Here is a 19,578-nt window from a genome sequence, read left to right as displayed (position 1 = left end):
AAAGAACGCCCCAAAGATCCCGAGTGGTTAAACCGCTCGGACGATCCATGGCGGCAGTCGGCTTGACCGACGACTGCCGCTGCTCACGCCGACCTGCGCAGGAGTGATGTCGCCATGTCGACGAGCCCTGGCCACACACGGGCGGAACCAGATCATGCGCGACGCTATCGCGAGCGGGTCGAACGCTGTGATCGGCTGTCCAGGTGAGAATCTGAGTAGTTCTGACCGACTCGCGTTCAACGCAGGTTGCACCGCCTGCCGTATGTGCACAGCACAGCCCTCCGAAGTAGGGAGCTCACGTCGTCCGTGTCCCCGGACTACGCAGGGTCCGGCTCATTACCGATGAACAACGCGTCCTCAGCGGCCTGCGCCGTCTCTGGCATTCCCGCGAACCGACGGCGGGCTGCACCCGGACGATCTCGGCCCTTGGTGCTCCTCGCTGGGCACGGCGTCCGATGTCACGGTCGTCATGACAGCAGGCTGCCCGTGGCCATCAGCAGACAATCGGCAGCTGATCTCGTTTGTCACAATTAGGCTCATCGGGGGTGCGGGGGCCATTGGTCCTGTCGCCGGAGACGGGAGTACAAATGCGGAGCGAACTGCCGCGGGCACAACTGCAGGTCGTACTGTGGAGGTGGCGCGACAATCTGATCGATCTCAGTGGCCGTAACCGGCTACTGAACTTCCGCCACACTCGGACCGCGACCCTGGAGATCCGACATCCCGGAACGGAGGAGCTTCTCGGATGCCTGGACCTCGGATGGAGATTCGCGGATCTTCCCGACGACGAGACCGAGGACACCGATCTGCCTGTCGGTGATGACGCCAATGGCATCGTCACTCAGAAGATCACACGGCCGCGGCTCGACGCATCAGTGCGCAAGCTCTTCCGTGACTCGAACCACGTCTTCAACGACACCGGCCTGTGGATCCTCCAGCTTGGAGTCGGATTCCTGAAATGGCGCGAGCCAGGGGCCGAGAACTTCAGTGCCGCTCCCCTCCTCCTCGTTCCCGTGCGCCTCGACCGGGTGGGTGCCGGTGATTTCCGGCTGATCGGCGAGGCCGGTGAGGACGTCACTCCCAACCCGGCGCTCGCGGTCAAGATGGCTGAGCTCGGCCTTGAGTGGCCGGCGGCCGACGACATGAAGGACCTGTCCAGCACCCTGAGCCTCGTCAGCGACGCCATCGCCCGGCAGCCTGACTGGGAGACGAACGAAGACGTCGTGCTCGCCACATTCCGCTCACACAAGGAGGCGATGTACCGGGATCTGCGCGACCACGAAGAGCGGATCCTTGATCATCCGATGGTGCAGGCCATCGGTCTCGGTCCGCAGGCGGGCTTGCCGGACGACGCGCTGGCATTCGACCCGGTGCCCCTCGACCGGATCGATGATGTGCAGCCTCCTGAGGAAATACCGCTCGTCCTCGATGCGGATTCTTCCCAGCGCCAGTGCATCGCTGCGGCATTGGACGGGCGCTCGTTCGTCATGGACGGACCGCCGGGAACCGGCAAGAGCCAGACCATATCCAACATGATCGCGGCTCTCCTCCACGCAGGGCGCAGCGTTTTGTTCGTGAGCGAGAAGGCCGCCGCCTTGGACGTGGTACGGAACCGACTTGACGCAGTCGGTCTCGGTGCCTTTCTACTGTCCCTGCACAGCCACCACGCCACGCGCAAGGAAGTAGCCCAAGAGCTCGGCGGCTCGCTCCTGCAGCGTCCAATCGCCGTCCGCGCCAGCACTGAAGAAGATCGGGGCCGTCTGAAAAAAGCGCGTCGGCAACTGTCCGGCTATGCGGCAGCCATGAACGAGACCCGCCCTCCGCTCAACCGCACACTTCACGACGTTCTCGGTCGTGTGGGACTGCTGGCCGACGTCCCGCTGCTGCCAACACGACTGCCTGCCGATCTCAGCGGCGAGGCGCTGTTCGAAATTCTTTCCGCCGCGGAACTGGCGGGCGACTCGTGGCGGCCGATCGCCGAGAAGACGAACTTTCCCTGGCGTGGCCTGAAACGCGCACCCGGTTCTCCACAAGCGTCTCTTCGTCTTCTCATCGAATGCGGCGAAGCGCTGTGCCGGCGGCTCGCCGGTCATGCAGAGCTGGCACGACCACTTGGCTGGGAGGCTCTGAGCACAACCGGCAAGCTAGTCGAGATGCTCGACGCCACCGACGGCCGGCCACCGATTCCCATGAGCTGGCTGACCACGTCCGACCTCGCCGTGGTACGTAACGGGCTGGACGACTTCACGACGCGATTGAACAGACTGCGCCGGTCCACAGCGGCCGCGATCTCGGATATCGGCCCAGGTTGGGACCGCTTGCCGCACGACCTGCCTACGCACGCCGGAGAGGACGAGCAAGCTCTGACCGACATGGCTCCTGAAGGTCTCGCGTTGGAACCGCTCACGGCCACCAAGGCACGCGGACTGGCTGGCGAATTCGAGGCCGTGGCCAGAGAGCTGCGGGAGGCGCAGGCAAGCCTGGCCGATATCGCCGCCGTGTACGGAGTGCCGGTCCCCGAGACGTACGAGCAGGCTCTCGCCCTCTGCTCGCTCACCGAGATCGCGCGATCACCCCACAGGCCCGAGGTCGGTTGGCTGGTTCCATCTGGCCGGGAAGCGGCGACCCAGGCCGTAAGTGTGCTTGAGGCATCTTTCACCGCACTGGCTTCTGCCCGTGCTGCCGCAGAAGAGGTGTTCACCGAACGGATCTTCGATTACCCCGACTTCCCGGGCCTCGTACGCCGGCTCGGCGAGGCGCATGGTCTGGGCAAGCTGTCGAGTTCACACCGGGCTGACAAGCGCACGCTCGCCGAAATGACGGTCACCGGCGTGTGGAATCGCTCGGTAGTGGAACACCTGCCCCAGGCCCTGGCATGGCACCAAGCCACCGACGCCCTGCGGCAGGCCATCGTGTTGCACTGCGCGGCGCTCGGCCGATACTGGCGACAAGACCGAACCGACTTCGGGCTGATCAGAGGCGTGCTTAACACCGCCGAACGGGTTGCGGCGCTTGCTCCGCGGACAGTGGATCCCACCACGTTCGCTATGCAGATCTCAGCCGACGGCACACCGGATAAAGGTATCTGCGAGGCGGCTGACAACGTCCGGGCACGGCTCACCCAATGGCGTGCCTCCCTGGTTCCCGCGCCGCACATCGGAGGCCGGCCAAGGCTCGCGCAGGCCACGTTGACGCAGGCCGCAGCATGGTATGAGGCACACATTCCTGCTCTACGAGCCGCCGTGGACCTCATCACGAAGATCGAGTCCGCACATATCGTCGAGCGGCGCCTCACGCTTGGCCAGGCCCGAGACATCATCAAACGGGTGTCCGCCCTGCGTGACGAACGCCAGGTCTTCCACGACCAGGGCGCAGAAGATGAACGGCTACTCGGCTCGCTCTACGCCGGGCTGGAGACCGATCCAGCCACGCTCTACAAGGCGTTCGAATGGACCTCCATCGTCCGTCCTGACGACCGGAGCATGCCCGAAAGCGCCGCGCAGGCGCTGCTACGCGCCGAGAAAGACGATGAGCTCAGGAAGCTCTGGGACTCCTTCCGAGCGGCTGTCACGGACTTCGTCGAACGCTTCGACAACACTCGTCAGCGTGAGTTGCACAGCCGTATCACCGGCACGGCGGAGGAGTTCCGCCGGCTGACGTCGGAACTCGCGGCCGACGAGTCGGGACCGGACGAGTGGCGGTCTTTTCAGGAGGCCGCCGATACCCTCCGCCAGCACGGCCAGCCGGATTTGATCGACCGGGCAGCGGGCCAAGGTATTGAAGGCGCCCGCTTCAAGGATGTAGTCGAACGCGCGCTTCTCGAAGCATGGATCGAGGGCGTCATGGTTGCCGACTCGCGTCTCTCTCCGGTAAGGGCCGTCCATCACGACAAGCTGGTGTCCGAGTTCCGGATGCTCGACGAGGCGCTGGTCGCGAATGCACACGCCCAGGTCATCGAGGCGTGCAACGCTCGTCGACCTAACCCCAACATCGGACAGGCCGCGGATATCCAGCGTGAAGCCAACAAGAAGTCCCGGCACATGCCCGTGCGCACGCTGTTGGGCAAGGCGGCGGACGTCGTCCCGCTCGTCAAACCGTGCTTCATGATGAGCCCGCTCACCGTGAGCCAGTTCCTCCCACCGGGTTATCACTTCGACGTCGTGATATTCGATGAGGCGTCCCAGGTGCTCCCCCAGGATGCAATCAACTGTGTCTACCGGGGTGACACCCTCATCGTCGCCGGCGACCAGAAACAGTTGCCGCCCACGGATTTCTTTGCGCAGTCCGACGACACTGACGATGACGAATACGACGAAGATGCCCCAGACTCCTTCGATTCGCTGCTGGACATGTGCAAGGCCGCTGGGCTGATCCGCAGCCTCTCGCTGAACTGGCACTACCGCAGCCGCCATGAAGGACTCATCGCCTTCAGCAACAATCAGTTCTATGGGAACCGGCTTGTCACGTTTCCCGGCTCCCGGGAGGCCGGAGACAACGTCGGCGTCACGTTCACCAAGGTGCCGGGTGTGTATGAACGCGGCCGGAGCCGGACCAATCCGATCGAGGCAAGAGCCGTCGCCGAACGAGTGCTGCACCACTCCAGGACACGGCCGGAATTGAGCCTCGGAGTCGTGGCCATGTCGGGCAGTCAGGCCCGCGCCATCGAGGATGCCGTCGATGACCTTCTCGCCGAACGACCTGAGCTCGAGGAGTTCCTTTCCGAGGATCGGCTCAGCGGGTTCTTCGTCAAGAACCTGGAGACCGTTCAGGGCGACGAACGTGATGTGATCATCCTGTCGGTCGGGTACGGACCGGATGAGAGCGGCAAGCTCACGATGGCGTTCGGGCCCCTCAACCGGAAGAACGGGTGGCGCCGCCTTAACGTCGCGGTCACCCGGGCGCGCCACCGGGTGGAGGTGGTCTCGTCCATCTCGGGGGATGACATCCGAGAAGGCGACAACACAAGCCGCAACCACTTCAAACGCTATCTGGATTACGCCGAACGCGGCGCGGCCGTCCTGGAACAGTCACCGCTGGCCGACAATGCGGAACCCGAAAGTCCCTTCGAAGAGTCGGTGCTCGACGTCTTGCTCAGCTGGGGTTACGACGTTCAACCGCAAGTGGGCGTTGGCGGTTATCGCATCGATCTGGCGGTGCGGCACCCTGAGGCACCGGGCCGCTTCGCACTGGGCATCGAGTGCGACGGCGCCATGTACCACTCCTCCAGAGCGGCACGAGATCGCGACCGGCTCCGCGAAGACGTCCTGCGCGGCCTCGGCTGGGAGCTCTACCGCATCTGGGGCACCGATTGGTATCGACACAGGCACGAGGCGCAGCAACGGTTGAGGGAGGCCGTCGAAGCGGCGATCACTCGGCCGCTCGTGTCTGATGAATCACCCGATAAACCGTCACCCGAACTGCCCGAGGTAGCCCCGAACGCACCCGCAACGCCGAAGCAGCGTTCGAATGACGAAGCGGTCCCAGCGCCCTCGGCCAGCCGTTCATCCGAACCTCAGGGCGGCGCCCGTGTGGTCATGGAAGCGGTCGATGCGGAAAATCGGCGTCGCGACTGGGCATCGAAATATCTCCGGGCGAACCTCGAACTAGCCATGCCCTACCACGACATGCATGAGCCAGGGGCGCGGCCGATCCTTTGGGAGATCTTCCGCAAGGTGATCGAGGCGGAGGCTCCGATTCATCGGGAGCTGCTCTACCGGCGCGCCGCCGAGGCCTGGGGAGTCGAGCGCGTCGGATCGCGGATCCGCGCCAATCTCGACCAGGCGTTGCTCACCGTCATGCATGACCACGACGAACTGGAGCGCGACGGCGAATTCATCACCGTTCGAGGCAGAGGTACAACCGCCCGGGAGCCCAGCGAGGGTGTGTACCGCAAGGTCGGAGAGGTTCCTTCTCAGGAGCGGAAGGCGGCTCTGCTCGGGATCATCGGAGAGTCCCCGGGAATCTCCCAGGACGAGCTCACCACCCATGCCGCTCGCTTCTTCGGATGGCTACGCCGCGGTGCGGACATCAACCGGGCGTTCGCGCAGGACTTGTCCGAACTCCAGAAGGGCGGCCACGTCGAGGGCCTACCTGACCGCGTCACCCTTCGCCGTCCGGAGTGATGGGCTGTGGACTGTGCGTGGCCAGCAGCGGACACTTCCCTTTGTCAGAGTCAGGGCGTGTAAAGCCCTTGTTGCGGGAGACTCGTTCGGGCATCGCGGCCGCGGATGCCGTTCACCGGAGCGAGGAGGCGGAATGGATCGTGCGCTGCTGGAGTGGCGACTGGAAACCCTCACGGGCGGCGACACGTTGCGCCAAGAACGGCTGACGCGGGATCTGCACGACACGTTGGAGCAGGCAGCGGGCATCGCGGTCCGTTTCGCCGAGGACGACGTGCAGGCCGACCCTGGGAGCAAGGGCGGTCTTAACGGGGACGTGGCGTTGTGGGCGGCGGTCGCCGCCGGCGGGCAGCAGGCAGCGCGGATCATGGTGACTCTGATCCGGGAGTGGAGCGCGCGCGAACGCAACCGGCGCGTCAAGATCACATATCGGGGCGGTTCCATCACGATCTCCGGGAAGCCGGACGAGGCGCAGGAACGGCTGATCAAGGAGTTCCTCGACCGCCACGACGGGGAGCGCGGAGCCTAGTGTCGCGAACGATCCGCCGGAAAGCGCTGCTCATCGGCATCGAGAACTACGAGGACGCCCGTTTCGCCTCACTGCCCTCAGTCCGGGCCGACGTCTGGCAAATGCAGCAGATCCTGGAACACCGCAACATCGGCGCGTTCATGTCAGTGCGGGCCGTCTGCGATCTCACCGCGGACGACATGCGTTACGAGATCAGCGAATTCCTGGACGACTGCGGCGAGGACGAACTGGCCTTGCTCTACGCGTCAGGTCACGGCACGCGCCTCGTACAGGCCGGTGGCGAGTTCCACTTCGTCGCAAAGGACACCGACTCCGAACACGTCGCGGACACCGGGGTCAGCGCCGGCTTCGTCAACGAACTCCTCGAGCAGTGCGCCGCTCCGCAGAAGGTCGTTCTGATCGATACCTGCCGCAGCGGCGGGTTCGCCGTCGGGCTGCGCACAGCGGACCGCTCGGCGAAGTCAAGCGAGGAGTCCCCGCTGACGAGTCGCGGGGTGTACGTGCTGTCCTCGTCGCGAGCCGGGGAGAACTCCTACGCCGGTCTGGACACTCCGGAGGGCGCGGAGCCGTCGGCCTTCACCGCGGAGCTCGTCGAGGCACTGCGCACGGGCAAGGTCGGCCGGGACGGCACGGGTGAGGTCTCCGTCGCCGACCTCTTCGAGTACGTGAACCGGCGGATGCGCGCGAACGGAGCCAAGCAGATCCCCGTGAAGTCGGCGCACGGAGTCGACGACCGCATCGTCATCGCGACCTGTCCCCAGGGCGCCGCGCCTCAGCTCGCACCGCTCACCAGAAGACCGGCCGTCCAGCAACATGGCCCCTCCGAACCGCTGAAGGCCCCGAGCAGCCGGCCGACGTGGCCCGATCTGCTCGGGTACTACCGCGACTGTGTGATGTCGGACGTGGCCGAACCCCCGTTGATGTCCGTGACCGACCATGATTCGTACGTGTGCCTGACCGGTGCCGAGCGGCTCCTATCAGGAGATCTTGACGACGATCATTGTGTCCCGACCCCTCCGCAGGCCGCCGACATGGTCCAAGCGGCGATGGAGGATGAGGCCGAGCTCTGGGCGGGCTATCCCGTGGTGGTGACGAATCCGCGCTCGGGCACCGGCGGTCCGGGTGCTCCCAGGTTCGCCCCGCTGCTCGTTCGCGCGGTGGAGCCCGTTCACGTCGGCGACGAGATACGCCTGCGGCCGTACGGCCCCGTTCTCCCCCACCCGCGGCTCGCCAAGGAACAGCTGGGCGCCGAGGACGCCGAGGAACTCGCCGCGACCTACCAGCCCTCCTGGCACGCCGGACAACTCGATCGCATGGCCGTCGACGTACGCCACCTGCTCATGGACGAGTACGAGCTGCCCTTCGTCCAGGAGCCCCGGCCAGACCAGCTCGCCGAGCGCATCGACATCGACACGCCAGTGGACGGGGCCCGCAACGCCGCCGTGCTCATCTCCGTCCCGCGCAAGATCAGCGCCACCGCCAAGCTCCTCAAAGACCTTGAGGACATCGACCGCAAGCAGGACAGGATCAAGCTCACCGCGCTCGCCGCGTTGTCCCCCGACCCTGGAGAACGTTCGGAGCCTCCACCGCAACGGCAACCGCACGACGTACACCTGGTGACTCCGCTGCCCTGCAACGAGGCCCAAGCGGCGGTCATGGTCTCCGCCATGACCAGGCGGCTCACCGTGGCCACGGGCCCGCCCGGGACGGGAAAGAGCCAGCTCGTCGCCAACCTGGTCGCGACCGCCCAGGCCTCCGGTGAAACGGTGCTGGTGGCCTCGACCAACAACCAGGCCGTGGACGAGGTCTGCGGCCGAGCCCACGGACTCGTGGAAGGCAGTCTCGTTCGCACCGGCTCGGCCCAGAATCGCGAGAGCGAAGGGGCCACCCTCGCGCTGCTCGCCAAGACAGAGCCGCCTCAGCACAACGTGGAGACGGCCCGCGCCCAGCACATGATGGCCGCGGACGTCCTCAAAGGGACCCGTCTGAACCTCGGCGCCATCGCGACCACCGAGGCGCGGCTACGCCATGCCGGGGCGGCACGCGAAGAACACGCCGGGGCTCTCGGTCTCCCGGTCTCAGACCTCCACGAACGGCTGGGCTCGCAAGGCCCGTTGGACGTGCTGGCGCGCAAGGCCGAGCGTGCCGTGTCAGCCCGGTTCCTCGGTGAATGGCGTCGCAGGCGCTTCTTCGGCCGCCTCGGCATGCCGGTACCCGAGTCCGGCACGGTCGCGGGTTGCCTCGATGTCACCCGGTTCCTGCACGCCGAGATCGACTGGCAGGCGGATCGAGCCCGCGCCGCGGGACACCCGGATGACAGCTCCCTGCTGGCTGAGCTGGACGCGGCCGAGCAAGGCGTCCGAACGGCGTCCACGGCGCTCCTGGACAGCTCCGTACGAACGTCCGTACGGCGAGGACGCAACCTGATCAACGAGTTGCTCCGGGCCCGTCAGTCCGGCTCGTCCGACTGGCGCGCGGTCAAGCAGGTACTCTCGGCCGTCCGTGGCTGGGCTGTCACGAGCCTCTCCGCGCGCCGTTTCCCACCCGAGCCGGCTTTGTTCGACCTTGTCATCATCGACGAGGCCAGCCAGTGCGCCATTCCGCACGTCATCCCGCTGCTGTTCCGCGCCCGCCGCGCGCTCATCATCGGCGACGTGATGCAGCTGCCTCACATCGCCACGGTCAGCGCCGAACGCGAAGCGATGATCCGGCGGCAGGCCGGGCTGCGCTCAGACTGGCTGGAGAAGACCCGTCTCGGATTCCGGCGGTACTCGGCCTTCCACGCCGCCGAACGTTCCACGGCGGGCAGCTTCCTGCTGGACGAGCATTTCCGCTGTCACCCGGACATCGCCATGTTCACGAACCAGCAGTTCTACCAGGGGCGACTGAACGTCCTCACCGATATCCGCAACCGCCCTGCCCTCCCCGGCAAGCAGGCGATCATCTGGTCTGACGTGCCGGGCAGGGCGACCCGGCCTCCCTCCGGCTCGTCGTGGGTCAACAACGACGAACTCCGCAAGGTGCTGGACTCGGTCCGTTACCTGATCGCCAGCCTGCCACCGGAGGCCACCATCGGCGTGGTCACTCCGTTCAAGGCACAGGCCGACGCCGTCCGCGACCGCGTGGGTCAGGACAACGAACGCGTGCGCGTGGGAACGGTGCACACCTTCCAAGGCGGCGAACGCGACGTCATGATCTTTTCACTGGTCGCCGCCGACGGAATGCGAAGCGGGTCGATTCGCTGGGTCGAACAGCAGCTCAACCTGTGGAACGTCGCCATTACCCGCGCCCGCTCCCACCTGATCATGGTCGGCGACGCCACCCTGTGGCACGGCCGAGGGGGCATCGCCGCAGATCTACTGCAGGCGGCGAACGCGGCCGAGAAGGTCTGGGACACGCCCGAGAAGCTCTGGGACACGCCCGAGACCACCGACGGGCAACAAGAGCTCTCCGATCGGCTCTTCAAGGCCCTCTCCGGCAGGGGTCCAGATTCGACCGTGGAGCTCGGCAGCGCCATCAACGGCCATCGGCTCGACGCTCTGGTGCGAGGGCCACAGCACAACACAGCGATCCTGCTGGATCCCGGCCCGCTCCAGGACAGCGCTGCCGACCGGCACCTGCGGCTGATGTTGCGACGCCGGGACCTGCTGAACGGCACCGATGCGGCTCAGACAGCCGAACGACTTCCCGCATGGCAGCTGTACCGGGCACCACAGGATAAGTGGAGCAACTCATGACTTTTCTTTGTTGACTCACCGTCTTGACTGGCGAACCGTAGACCACGGGCGGCGCAGGACATCGGGGTCCTGCGCACGGTTACAGGGAGGTCGACGATGATCCGCCAGGAGACGATGATCCGCCAGGAAGAGGTCCAAGCTCAGCAGGCGAGGTCGCAAGCGAGAACGGAGGTTTCCGAAGCGCGCACCGAACGGCTGGCACACCAGCTCCGCATCGAGCGCACCATGGAGGCCGCCCGCCCGGTGCAGCGAGAGGTACCGGTGCCGCTGCCTCAGGTGACCGGCCATCGCTTCATCATTTACAAGCAGGACCCGTCGGTGACGGAGCTGGGAGTCAGGCTGACCTTCCTCCCGACGGTCGTGCTGAACGGCCCTAAGGACGCCCGTATCCAGACCGAGTTGCAAGGCGTCACACCGGTGGCCCGCAACATCAACGGGGACTTCATCTTCCCGGCGAATTCGCCGCAGTTCGACTGCGCCCACACGTTCGCCGTCGTCCGGCAGACCCTGGCGATGTACGAGCAGCACAACGACGGCCGGCCCATCCCCTTCGCGTGGAACACCAACGGCAACACCGACCGGATCACCGTGTTCCCGCGCGCCGGGCTGGACGCCAACGCCTTCTACAGCCGCACGGCCAAGGTACTGAAGTTCTTCTTCTTCACGCCGCAGGGCCAGCCGCCGTCCAACCTCGTCTTCACCTGCCGCTCGTTCGACATCGTGGCGCACGAGGCGGGCCACGCGATCCTGGACGGCCTCAAGCCCGGCTGGCTGTCGGCGTCCAACTCGCCGCAGACCGGCGGCCTGCACGAGGCGTTCGGCGACCTGTCCGCGATCTTCCTGGCGTTGTCACAGCCCGACCAGGCCGAGGCACTGGTGACGCTGACCAAGGCCAACCTGCACGACAAGTCGTTCCTCCCCGCCGTGGCCGAGGAGTTCGGCACGGCGCTCGGCAAGCAGCCGGGCCTGCGCAACGCCGACAACGACCTCAAGCTCAGCGAGGTCGGCAACGAGGTACACGCGATCTCGCAGGTCTTCACCGGCGCGATCTACGACATCCTCGCTGACATCTACGCCTTCGAACTGGACCGGCAGCGCCGCACCAAGGACCCCGCGATCATCCTGATCGAGGTCGCGACCAAGCTCTGCAAGCTGCTCTTCGACGCCATCGTGGCGTCCCCGAAGACCGACGCCAAGTACGTCGACATAGCCAACCAAATGCTGAAGAAGTCGGCGGACCGGAAGGACCCGGCGACCTACCGGACGTTCATCCGCGCCCGGTTCGCGGTGCGCGAGATCACCACGGCCGCAACGCCGCTGGACGACCTGATGAGCGGGCAGATGAAGATGACCGACGCCAACTACATCGGGAACGGCCGGGACGTCACCAAGGTGGAGGTGCACGACAGGAACTCGGCGAGTCTGCAGGCCGGGCAGGACAGGTCGCGTTGCTGCGGCACGATGCAGATGCTCGAGTACGAGGTCGTCGACCCCCAGAAGCTGGCCCAGGGCGGCTCCCTGGAGGACGACGACATCCTCCGGAAAGAGCTCGACGAGCTGAGCCAGGCGTTCAGAAGGTAGAAACCCGGACCGGTCAGAGAGGCCGGTGCTGGAACGGGCTGGGTTATTTGGGTTTGGCGCAGGTGCCGGTGAAGCGGTGGGCTCGGGCGGTGGGGCCCGCGAAGAAGTCGCTGATGACCTTGATGCCGGTGAACTCGGCCTCGTCGGGGCGGTTGATGACGGACTGGCGGAACGCGGACGTGTTGGCGTCGCCGGAGAAGTTTCCGGCGGCGCTCGGGAGCATTCCCTCGTAGTCGACGACCGCGGTCTGCTTGACGGCTTCGAGCAGGCCCTCGCGCGTCAGGTCCTTGTTCTCCGCGGCCTTCTGCAGGACCGCCTTGAGGGGGTAGGACGAGACCCAGCCCGAGGTGAAGTTGTCGTTGGGGTCCACCGAGCCGAGGGCGGCGCGCATGGCCGTGTGGCCTGGGGAGTCGGTGGCGAACGGCTTCCACGGCGCGGTCTGGAGGTAACGCGACTTCATGGCCGGCGCGGCGGTGTTCTTGAGGAGGGACTTGTCCCAGGTGGGGTTCGAGCCGAAGAACCGGCCGTCGAAGCCGCGCGACACCGAGTCGCCGACGATGGCCGCGGCGTCGGCGGGGCCGGTGGTGACGATGACCAGATCTGGTTTCTGCGTGACGATCGCGTCGACGGCGTCGCTCGGGTCGTTCTGGACGACCTCGAGGTCGCTGAAGGTCAGGCCGTGGGCGCGCGCGCCGATTTCAGCTCCGGCGGCCGCGTCGGCACCGTAGTCCCCTGGGTAGTGGACGGACAGTACCTTCTTGATGCTGCTCCGCTGGGCCATGTAGTCGATGGCGTTCATCGACTCGAAGCAGTAGCTGGCGCCCGACTCGAGGATGACGTCCTCGGTCTCCCACTTGGAGCTCCAGGACGCCGGCACCGCGATCATCTTGTTCGAGCGGAGGTCCGGGAGGATGGCGTCGGTCATGGGCGAGCCCAGCGTCTGGGCCAGGGCGAGCACCTTGCCCTTGATCTCGTTGTGGGCGCGGCGGTGCACCTCGATGTCGTACCTGTTGTCGCGGACGTAGGTGACGACGTCGATGTCGTAGCCCTTGATCCCGCCCTGCTGGTTGACCCGGTGCCAGAACTTCTGCTCGGCGGTGGTCATGGGCGCGCCGAGCGCCTTGAACGGGCCGCTGGTGAGATCGGAGATGATCCCGAGGTAGATGCAGCCGTTCTTCTTGTTGACGGCGTTCGGGCAGGGCTCCTTGGTCACTCCCGGGCCGGAGTCGTGCGCGTCCGACGATCCGGCGCAGCCGGTCAGCGCCGCCGTGACGAGCGCGGTGCCGGCCAGGGCCATGAGCCTAGAGCGCACGGAGTCCATCGATCACTTCCTTGAGTAGACGGTGGTCGGGGAACGCTGTGGTGGCCGGGCGCTGGATGGCGACCAGGCGGCGATCGGACAGGTCGCTCAGCAGCACGCGCACCAGCCCGAGCGGCAGCGCGAGCGCGGCGGCCACGTCCGCCACCGACTGCGGGCGGACGCAGAGCTCCAGGATCGCCTCGTCCTCGGGCGTCAGCGTCCGGGGATCCGGCATGGCCACCTCGGCGGTCACGACCACCGCGATGAGATCCAGCCCCTTGTGCGCGTGGCGCGTCCGCCCCCTGGCCACGGCGAAAGGCCGGACGACCGGCCCCGCCGCGTCATCGACCCACAGTTCGTCATCCGGGCCGGCCATCTGTCACCTCGCCGCTCGGCCGTCGTGCCGCCGTTCATTCATCGTTCGCCGTCCCGTCCCCGCCGGGGCGCTCGGCCGGGGGACGGCCGGGCTCGGCCCGGCCGCGCTGCCAGCCTTGCTGCATGGCCGCCATCAGCGAACGGGATCGTTCCGGGGACGGCGGCGCCCCGCCCTCGTCGGGAGGTTGCGCGTCCGTATAGGCCTCGGCTCTGGCGTCCCGGCGGAGCTGGGGGGCGAGGTTCGCCTGCCGCCGGCGGCTTGGGAGCGAGACAGCGGACCCCCCGGGAGGGGCGGAGCCCCCGGGACGGGCGGACCTCCCGGGAGTGGCGGAGCCCTCGGGAGGGGCGGTGCCGAGGGTCGCCGGATGGGCGACGACGGTGGCGGTCGTGGTCGCGGGCGGCGGTGTGGGCATCGGCGGATCGGGCTGTTCCGGCCCACCGGGCAGCGCTCCGGCGGTGGTCTCCGCGAGGAGGTTGCTGGGGACGAGGACGATGGCGAGAACGCCCCCGTACGGCGAGCCGCGCAGCGTGACCTTGATGTCGTGCCGTTCGGCGAGCCGGGTGACGACCGAGAAGCCCAGGCGCGCGCTGTCCTGGAAGTCGAGGGCCGAGGGTTTGCGGAGCCGTTCGTTGATCTCGACCAGGGTCTCGGGCGGGATGCCGAGGCCGCGGTCCTCGATCTCGAAGACGAACCCGTGGGCGGCGGGCTGGCCGGTCACCCGCACCATCGTCTCCGACGGCGAGTACGAGAGCGCGTTCTCGATCAGTTCGGCCAGCAGGTGGATGACGTCGGCGACGGCCCGGCCGTGGATGGCGATCCGCGGCATCGCGATCACCTCGACGCGCGTGTAGTCCTCGACCTCGGCGGTCGCGGCGCGGGCCACGTCGATGAGCCGGACGGGCCGGCGCCAGGTCCGCCCGGCGGGCCGCCCCGACAGGATGACCAGGCCCTCGGCGTGGCGGCGCATGCGGGTCGCGATGTGGTCCAGCTCGTACAGCCGTTCCAGCTGGTCGGGGTCCTCCACGTGCCGCTGCATGGTCTCGAGCATGCCGAGCAGCCGCTGCAGGAGCGCCTGGTTGCGGCGGGCCAGGTTGATCAGGATCTCGCCGAGCCGCTGGTGCGCCATCGCCTCGCTGGCGCCCGCCCGCACGACCGCGCGGCGGGCCTCGGTGAACGCGCTGTCGATCTGGTTGATCTCGCTGATCGTGAAGTCGGCGTCGGGCGCGTCGTCGGTCACCTCCTGGCCGGTGCGCGCGAGCTCGCTGATGCGCGGGAGCCGTTCGCTGGTGAACGCGTGCATCGAGGCGGCGACGTTACGGCTCTCGCGGATCATCCGGCGGCCGACCCGGAACGCGACGACGAGCGAGATGGCGATCGCGAGCAGCCCCAGGCCGCCCGCCAGCGCCAGCCGGACGAGCACGCCGGTCGCCTGGTCCTTGGCCTCCTGCGTGTTGCGGGCGCGCAGGTCCGAGGTGAGGCCGGCCAGCTGCGCGCTGACGGACTCGGTGGTCGTGCGCCACGCGCCGGCGTCCACGGGCGGGCGCTTGCCGGTGCGCCCCAGCGTCATCAGGCGATCCTCGAGCTGGCGGAAGCGCGCGTGCTCCTTGCCGGTGATGATCTGCCGGTAGCGGATCTGGGCCTCGGGGGGCAGCGACCGCGCGGCCTCCTCGAACATGAAGCGGTGCGCGCCGACCGTCCGCATGAACTGCAGGTACTCGACGTCGGCCAGCTTGCCCGCGGCGAGCGCCCCGGTCACCAGAGCGTCCTCGCGCGCGAGATTCTCTCGGGCACGGTCCAGCGCGACCAGCACACGGGCGTCGCGGACGAGTTCGCGGTCGTCCGGATACACCTCGTCGAAGATCACCGAGGCCTTGTCGATCATCTCGTTGAACCGGCCGAGGGCCTGCGTGCGGTCGATGTCCTCCTTGTCGACCTGCGTGCGCAGGTCGTCGAGCTGCCCGAGCAGCCGCACGACCGTGGCCATCTGCCGCCAGGCGTCGGCCGTGGTGGCGCCGCGGACGTCCCCGTCGCTCGCCGAGGCGCGGAAGACGCCCGCGACGCGGTTGGTCTTGGCCCGTTGCGCATCCAGCCCGGCCCGGCCGATCGTGGCGTCGTCACCGAGGTGCGCCACCGACATCCGCCGCTCGTCCTGCAGCGCGGCGATCAGCTCGGTCGTGGGCGTGACCACCTTGCTGTCGAACGTGCCGGCCCGCACCAGCCGCAGGCTGTCCCGGAGCGTGACCGTCGCGGCGTAGGCCCAGAGCACGACCAGCGCCGTGATCGGCGCGATCAGCAGAATGATGATCTTTGTTTGGATCGAATGCGCTCTTCTGGTCATCCGGCCCTCGTGTCCCCGGCGAAAGATCAAAAAGGCGATGTGAGCGTATGACGTGGATCACATCAGTAGCGGGACATTACTCCTGACCTTTGCGACACGAAGGAAGAATCCAGGTTAGGTCGGGCAATTGTTACTTCCCCGACACCATCGATGACGTGCCTAACAACCGGTCATGGTGCCGTCCGGCCGACCCGAGTGAGGTCCAGGGACTGGGCGATGACCGTCCGCTGGATCTCCGACGTCCCTTCGTAGATGCGCAACGAGCGGATCTGCCGGTAGAGCCGTCCTGTCGGCGAGTCCGCGATCAGTCCCGCCGCGCCGTGGATCTGCACGGCGGCGTCAACGATATCTTGGGCGGACTCGGTGGCATAGAGCTTCGCGATGCTCGAATGTTTGGCGAACCGGCGGCGTCCGTGGTCGAGCTCCCAGGCGGCGCGGGCGACGAGCAGCGCGGCGGCGTTGAGCTTGACCTCCATGTCGGCCAGCGTGGCGCGGACGGTCGGCAGGTCGAGCAGGCGGCCGTCGTAGATCGGGCGCTCCGCGGCCCGCCCGAGCGCGGCGTCCATGGCGCGGCGGGCAAAGCCCAGCGCGGCTGCCCCCACGGTCATGCGGAAGCGGTCGAGCACCTCCACCGCGACCACGAAGCCGTGGCCTGGGCGGCCGAGCACGCTGTCCGCCGGGAGCCTGCAGTCCTCGAAGGTCAGGTTCGCGAACGCGCGCGGAGCGATCGTCCGGATGCGGTCGTGGACCTGCAGCCCGGGCGTCGTCGCGGGAACGAGGAAGGCCGTCAAGCCGAGGGCCCCGGGACCTTCACCGGTACGGGCGATCACGGTGTAGAGGTCGGCGATCCCGCCGTTGGCGACCCAGGCCTTACGGCCGTTGAGCACATATCCGTTGCCCACGCGGTCGGCGCGCAGTTGCAGCGCCGCGATGTCGGAGCCGGCCTGCTCCTCGGAGAGCGCGAACGCGGCCACTTGCGAGGCGTCGGCCAGGCCCGGCAGGTAACGCTCGCGCTGGGCGGCCGAGGCGTGGCGGAGGATGGGCGTCGCGGCGAGAGCCTGGATGGAGAACGCGTAGTCCGCGAGGTCGTCGGCGTAGGCGAGCCCTTCGCGGCGGAGGCAGAGCGATCGGAAGTCCGGTGCCTCGCTCTCGTTGAGGAAGGCGAACCAGCCGTCCTCGCCGAGCGCCCTGATGATGCTCAGCTCTGTCTTCTCCGGATCGTCTTCGGCCTCGACGTCCCTCCAGAGGCCGGAGTGCGCCGTGGTCCAGGCGGCGATCTGCCCGGCCAGCGCCCGGTGCCGTTCCTCGTAGAACGGGAGGGACAGGATCTCCTCGTCGAAGGGGAACGTCATCAGATCACCAGCTCCGCTTCGGCCTTCTCCCGCAGCGAGGCGATGAGCTGGTGCTCGGTGAAGAAGGCGAACGACGCGTACCCGCGCCATATCCGCCGCCATTCCTCCTGCGCCGCGGCGGCCCCGTGGTCGCGTTCCACCTCGTCCAGATAGGTCGTGATCACGTCCACGGCCTGGCGCGTGTGGCCGGTCGAGACGTTGTCGATGGACAGATGGGCTTCCTCATAGGCGATGTCGAAACCGTGCGCGCGCAGCTTCTCGATCTCGTGCATGCGCAGCTCGCCGAGCCCGTACATCTCGATCGCGAGGTTGTAGCCGAGGATCTCGCAGTAGAACGAGTCCGGGAACAACCCCAGGCAGAGCTGGTTGATCGCGAAGAAGTAGTGGCTGTCCGGGAGTTCCTCCTGCTCCTTGAACGCGGCGTCCCGGACGTGCGGCAGGCCGATCGACATGCTCTCCAGGACCTGGTGGATCAGGGTGATGTGGTTCTTGCGGACCTCGCCGCGGCCCATCTCGTCCGCATAGATCGCGAACATGAGCTCGTCGCTGCGCCGCAGGTCATGACCGGTGTTGCCGCAGCGATGCGCCCACGCGGCCTCGATCAGATTGCCGAGCGCCATCGTCTTCTGGTGGAAGACGACCTGCTCGCGGTCGGGGATCTCAGAAAGCGGCTCGTACGGGTTGACGAGTTTGTCCCAGTAGATCGCCTCGACTCGTTCGCGCAAGGCTTCGGGCGTGTAGTCGAACTGGCTCGCGTCGGTGTAGCGACCCGCAGCGCCGTGGATGAGGAGGACGTCGCCGTCGGCGAAGCTCGCGAGGGCACGCTCCTTGGCCTTGGCCAGAGTGTTCGGAAAGTGCTCGATGTTGACGAGGCGGTAGAGGAACTCGCGGTCGTCGATCGCCGGGAGCTCGGCGTGGACGACATCGGGCGGCGCGCTGGCCTCGACGGCCGTGCGCCACAGCTCGGCCTGAACGTCACCGACCCGGTTGACCGGGAGCTCGACCGGCCCCCCACCGCCTCCGGCGGCCGACCCCCCACCGCCTCCGGCGGCATGGACGGCAGCGACCCATGAGGTGAGCACGGCGGACTCGTGCTCATCGAAGATCGCGAACATCGGCCCGCCGAACTTGATCGCGTCCAGGAAACGGCAACCTCCGCCCGGCCGGGGCTTGAGATAGGGCGTTCGCCGGAAGCGAGTGAGGAAGTCCGCGGCGTCGAAGTCAGGGGCGGCGAAGGTCTCGGTGAGCGGGCGCCCCGCGACGCGGATGTCCCGGTGGAGCCGTCCCGCGAAGGGGGCGTGCCGCGCGATGATCTCGGCGACCTGCGCGTCCAGCGACAGCCCGGCACGCCAGCGAGCGAGCTCGCCGAGCATCGCCACGTGCTCGCGCTCCAGGTCGAGGACGCGGCGCACCGCCGCCAGCAGCCGGGCCCGTTCGGCTGGGCCCTGCGGGGACTCGCGGGTCAGATCGAGGTACTCGGCCAGGACGTCACGGAGCCGGCTCTCCGGCAGCGCGGCGGCCATGCCGTTGAGGACGTCGTCGGTGCCGAGGGCGTGGAAGGCGTAGTGGACGCCGACGACCTCGGGCAAGAAGCTCGCCGGGAGACGCCCGAGCGCGACGTAGAAGTTCGCGTGGAGGGTCGTCAGCGGGCGTGCCTGCGCCTTGTCGAGGAAATCGGCTGCGGTGAGGGCGGGCAGGTGGATCCCGGCGTTCTCCAGGGCCCTGCGGCGGCGCCGGTGAACGGATCGGCCCGGTTTTCCTTCACCGCGCAGTGCGAAGTGCTGCTCGAAAAGGCGGTTGACGATGACGGACGGCTGGGTTGCGGGCTGGGAGAGAGTGTCCAGCCAGCAGCCACCGACGAGACCGATGGGAGCGCGCTGGCGCAACACCGCCTCGAGGAGGCCGGGGTCGAGATCGATGACGGCGTTGAGGGCCGGCTGCAGTTCGTCGCGTACGGCTCGTACTTCCGCTGCGATGTCATCCGCGTCCACGTTCTGGCCGCTGTCTCCATCGGGCAGCGGCAGGAAGGCGTGCAGGATGCGGCGGGCCGCCAGCAACATCGCCTCCGACTCCTGATCGCGCAGCAGCCGATGGAAGGTCGCCTCGGGACCGGCATCCAGCAAGGCGGTGGCCTCAGCCGCGGCCCCCGGGCTGAACTCGAACGTCGTCAGGGGCAACGAGGTGAGCAGGTCCGGCAACCGGAAGGTGGGGAGCGACATCGTGAGTCTCCGTTCAAAGTGATGTTG

At 67.5% G+C, this 19,578-nt stretch carries 9 protein-coding genes; 4 read left to right on the top strand and 5 right to left on the bottom strand.

Annotated features, from left to right (window positions below; translation table 11 throughout):
- Window positions 1-587: 587 nt before the first annotated feature.
- The 4 genes from ACH34W_RS03900 (at window position 588) to ACH34W_RS03885 (ending at window position 11,966) form a co-directional block, all read left to right on the top strand.
- Window positions 588-6,122 carry a DUF3320 domain-containing protein gene (locus ACH34W_RS03900; protein ID WP_395959273.1) on the top strand — a complete coding sequence of 1,845 codons (5,535 nt, stop codon included), beginning with the start codon at window positions 588-590 and terminating at the stop codon, window positions 6,120-6,122.
- 133 nt (window positions 6,123-6,255) lie between these two features.
- Entirely contained in the window at window positions 6,256-6,648 is a 393-nt protein-coding gene (locus tag ACH34W_RS03895) for a hypothetical protein (RefSeq protein WP_395959272.1), read from the top strand.
- Complete coding sequence (locus ACH34W_RS03890) at window positions 6,648-10,385, top strand: AAA domain-containing protein (RefSeq protein ID WP_395959270.1); 3,738 nt, start codon at window positions 6,648-6,650, stop codon at window positions 10,383-10,385. Before ACH34W_RS03895 ends, ACH34W_RS03890 begins: the two co-directional genes overlap by 1 nt.
- Before the next feature lie 96 nt (window positions 10,386-10,481).
- Complete coding sequence (locus ACH34W_RS03885; RefSeq protein WP_395959269.1) at window positions 10,482-11,966, top strand: hypothetical protein; 1,485 nt, start codon at window positions 10,482-10,484, stop codon at window positions 11,964-11,966.
- Between the two features lie 43 nt (window positions 11,967-12,009).
- Here the strand turns inward: ACH34W_RS03885 and ACH34W_RS03880 are convergent, their stop codons facing one another.
- From ACH34W_RS03880 to ACH34W_RS03860, 5 genes are all read right to left on the bottom strand, one after another.
- Window positions 12,010-13,287: an ABC transporter substrate-binding protein gene (locus ACH34W_RS03880; RefSeq protein WP_395959268.1), complete on the bottom strand. Its 1,278-nt coding sequence runs from the start codon at window positions 13,285-13,287 to the stop codon at window positions 12,010-12,012.
- The gene (locus ACH34W_RS03875) at window positions 13,268-13,642 is read right to left on the bottom strand and encodes a DUF742 domain-containing protein (RefSeq protein ID WP_395959267.1); all 375 of its coding nucleotides are present in this window, start codon (window positions 13,640-13,642) and stop codon (window positions 13,268-13,270) included. The genes ACH34W_RS03880 and ACH34W_RS03875 overlap by 20 nt, the downstream gene beginning before the upstream one ends.
- 34 nt (window positions 13,643-13,676) lie before the next feature.
- Window positions 13,677-15,980 (bottom strand): nitrate- and nitrite sensing domain-containing protein, encoded by a 2,304-nt coding sequence (locus ACH34W_RS03870; RefSeq protein WP_395959266.1) that lies wholly within the window; start codon window positions 15,978-15,980, stop codon window positions 13,677-13,679.
- A gap of 170 nt (window positions 15,981-16,150) precedes the next feature.
- Window positions 16,151-17,332 (bottom strand): acyl-CoA dehydrogenase family protein, encoded by a 1,182-nt coding sequence (locus ACH34W_RS03865; RefSeq protein ID WP_395959265.1) that lies wholly within the window; start codon window positions 17,330-17,332, stop codon window positions 16,151-16,153.
- Window positions 17,332-19,551 carry an iron-containing redox enzyme family protein gene (locus ACH34W_RS03860; RefSeq protein ID WP_395959264.1) on the bottom strand — a complete coding sequence of 740 codons (2,220 nt, stop codon included), beginning with the start codon at window positions 19,549-19,551 and terminating at the stop codon, window positions 17,332-17,334. The genes ACH34W_RS03865 and ACH34W_RS03860 overlap by 1 nt, the downstream gene beginning before the upstream one ends.
- Window positions 19,552-19,578: the final 27 nt, after the last annotated feature.

Source organism: Actinomadura sp. 6N118 (genome assembly GCF_044326415.1).
Lineage (GTDB): Bacteria > Actinomycetota > Actinomycetes > Streptosporangiales > Streptosporangiaceae > Spirillospora.
Note: the sequence above shows the minus strand (reverse complement) of the source record. Positions and strands in the feature narration are given on the sequence as shown.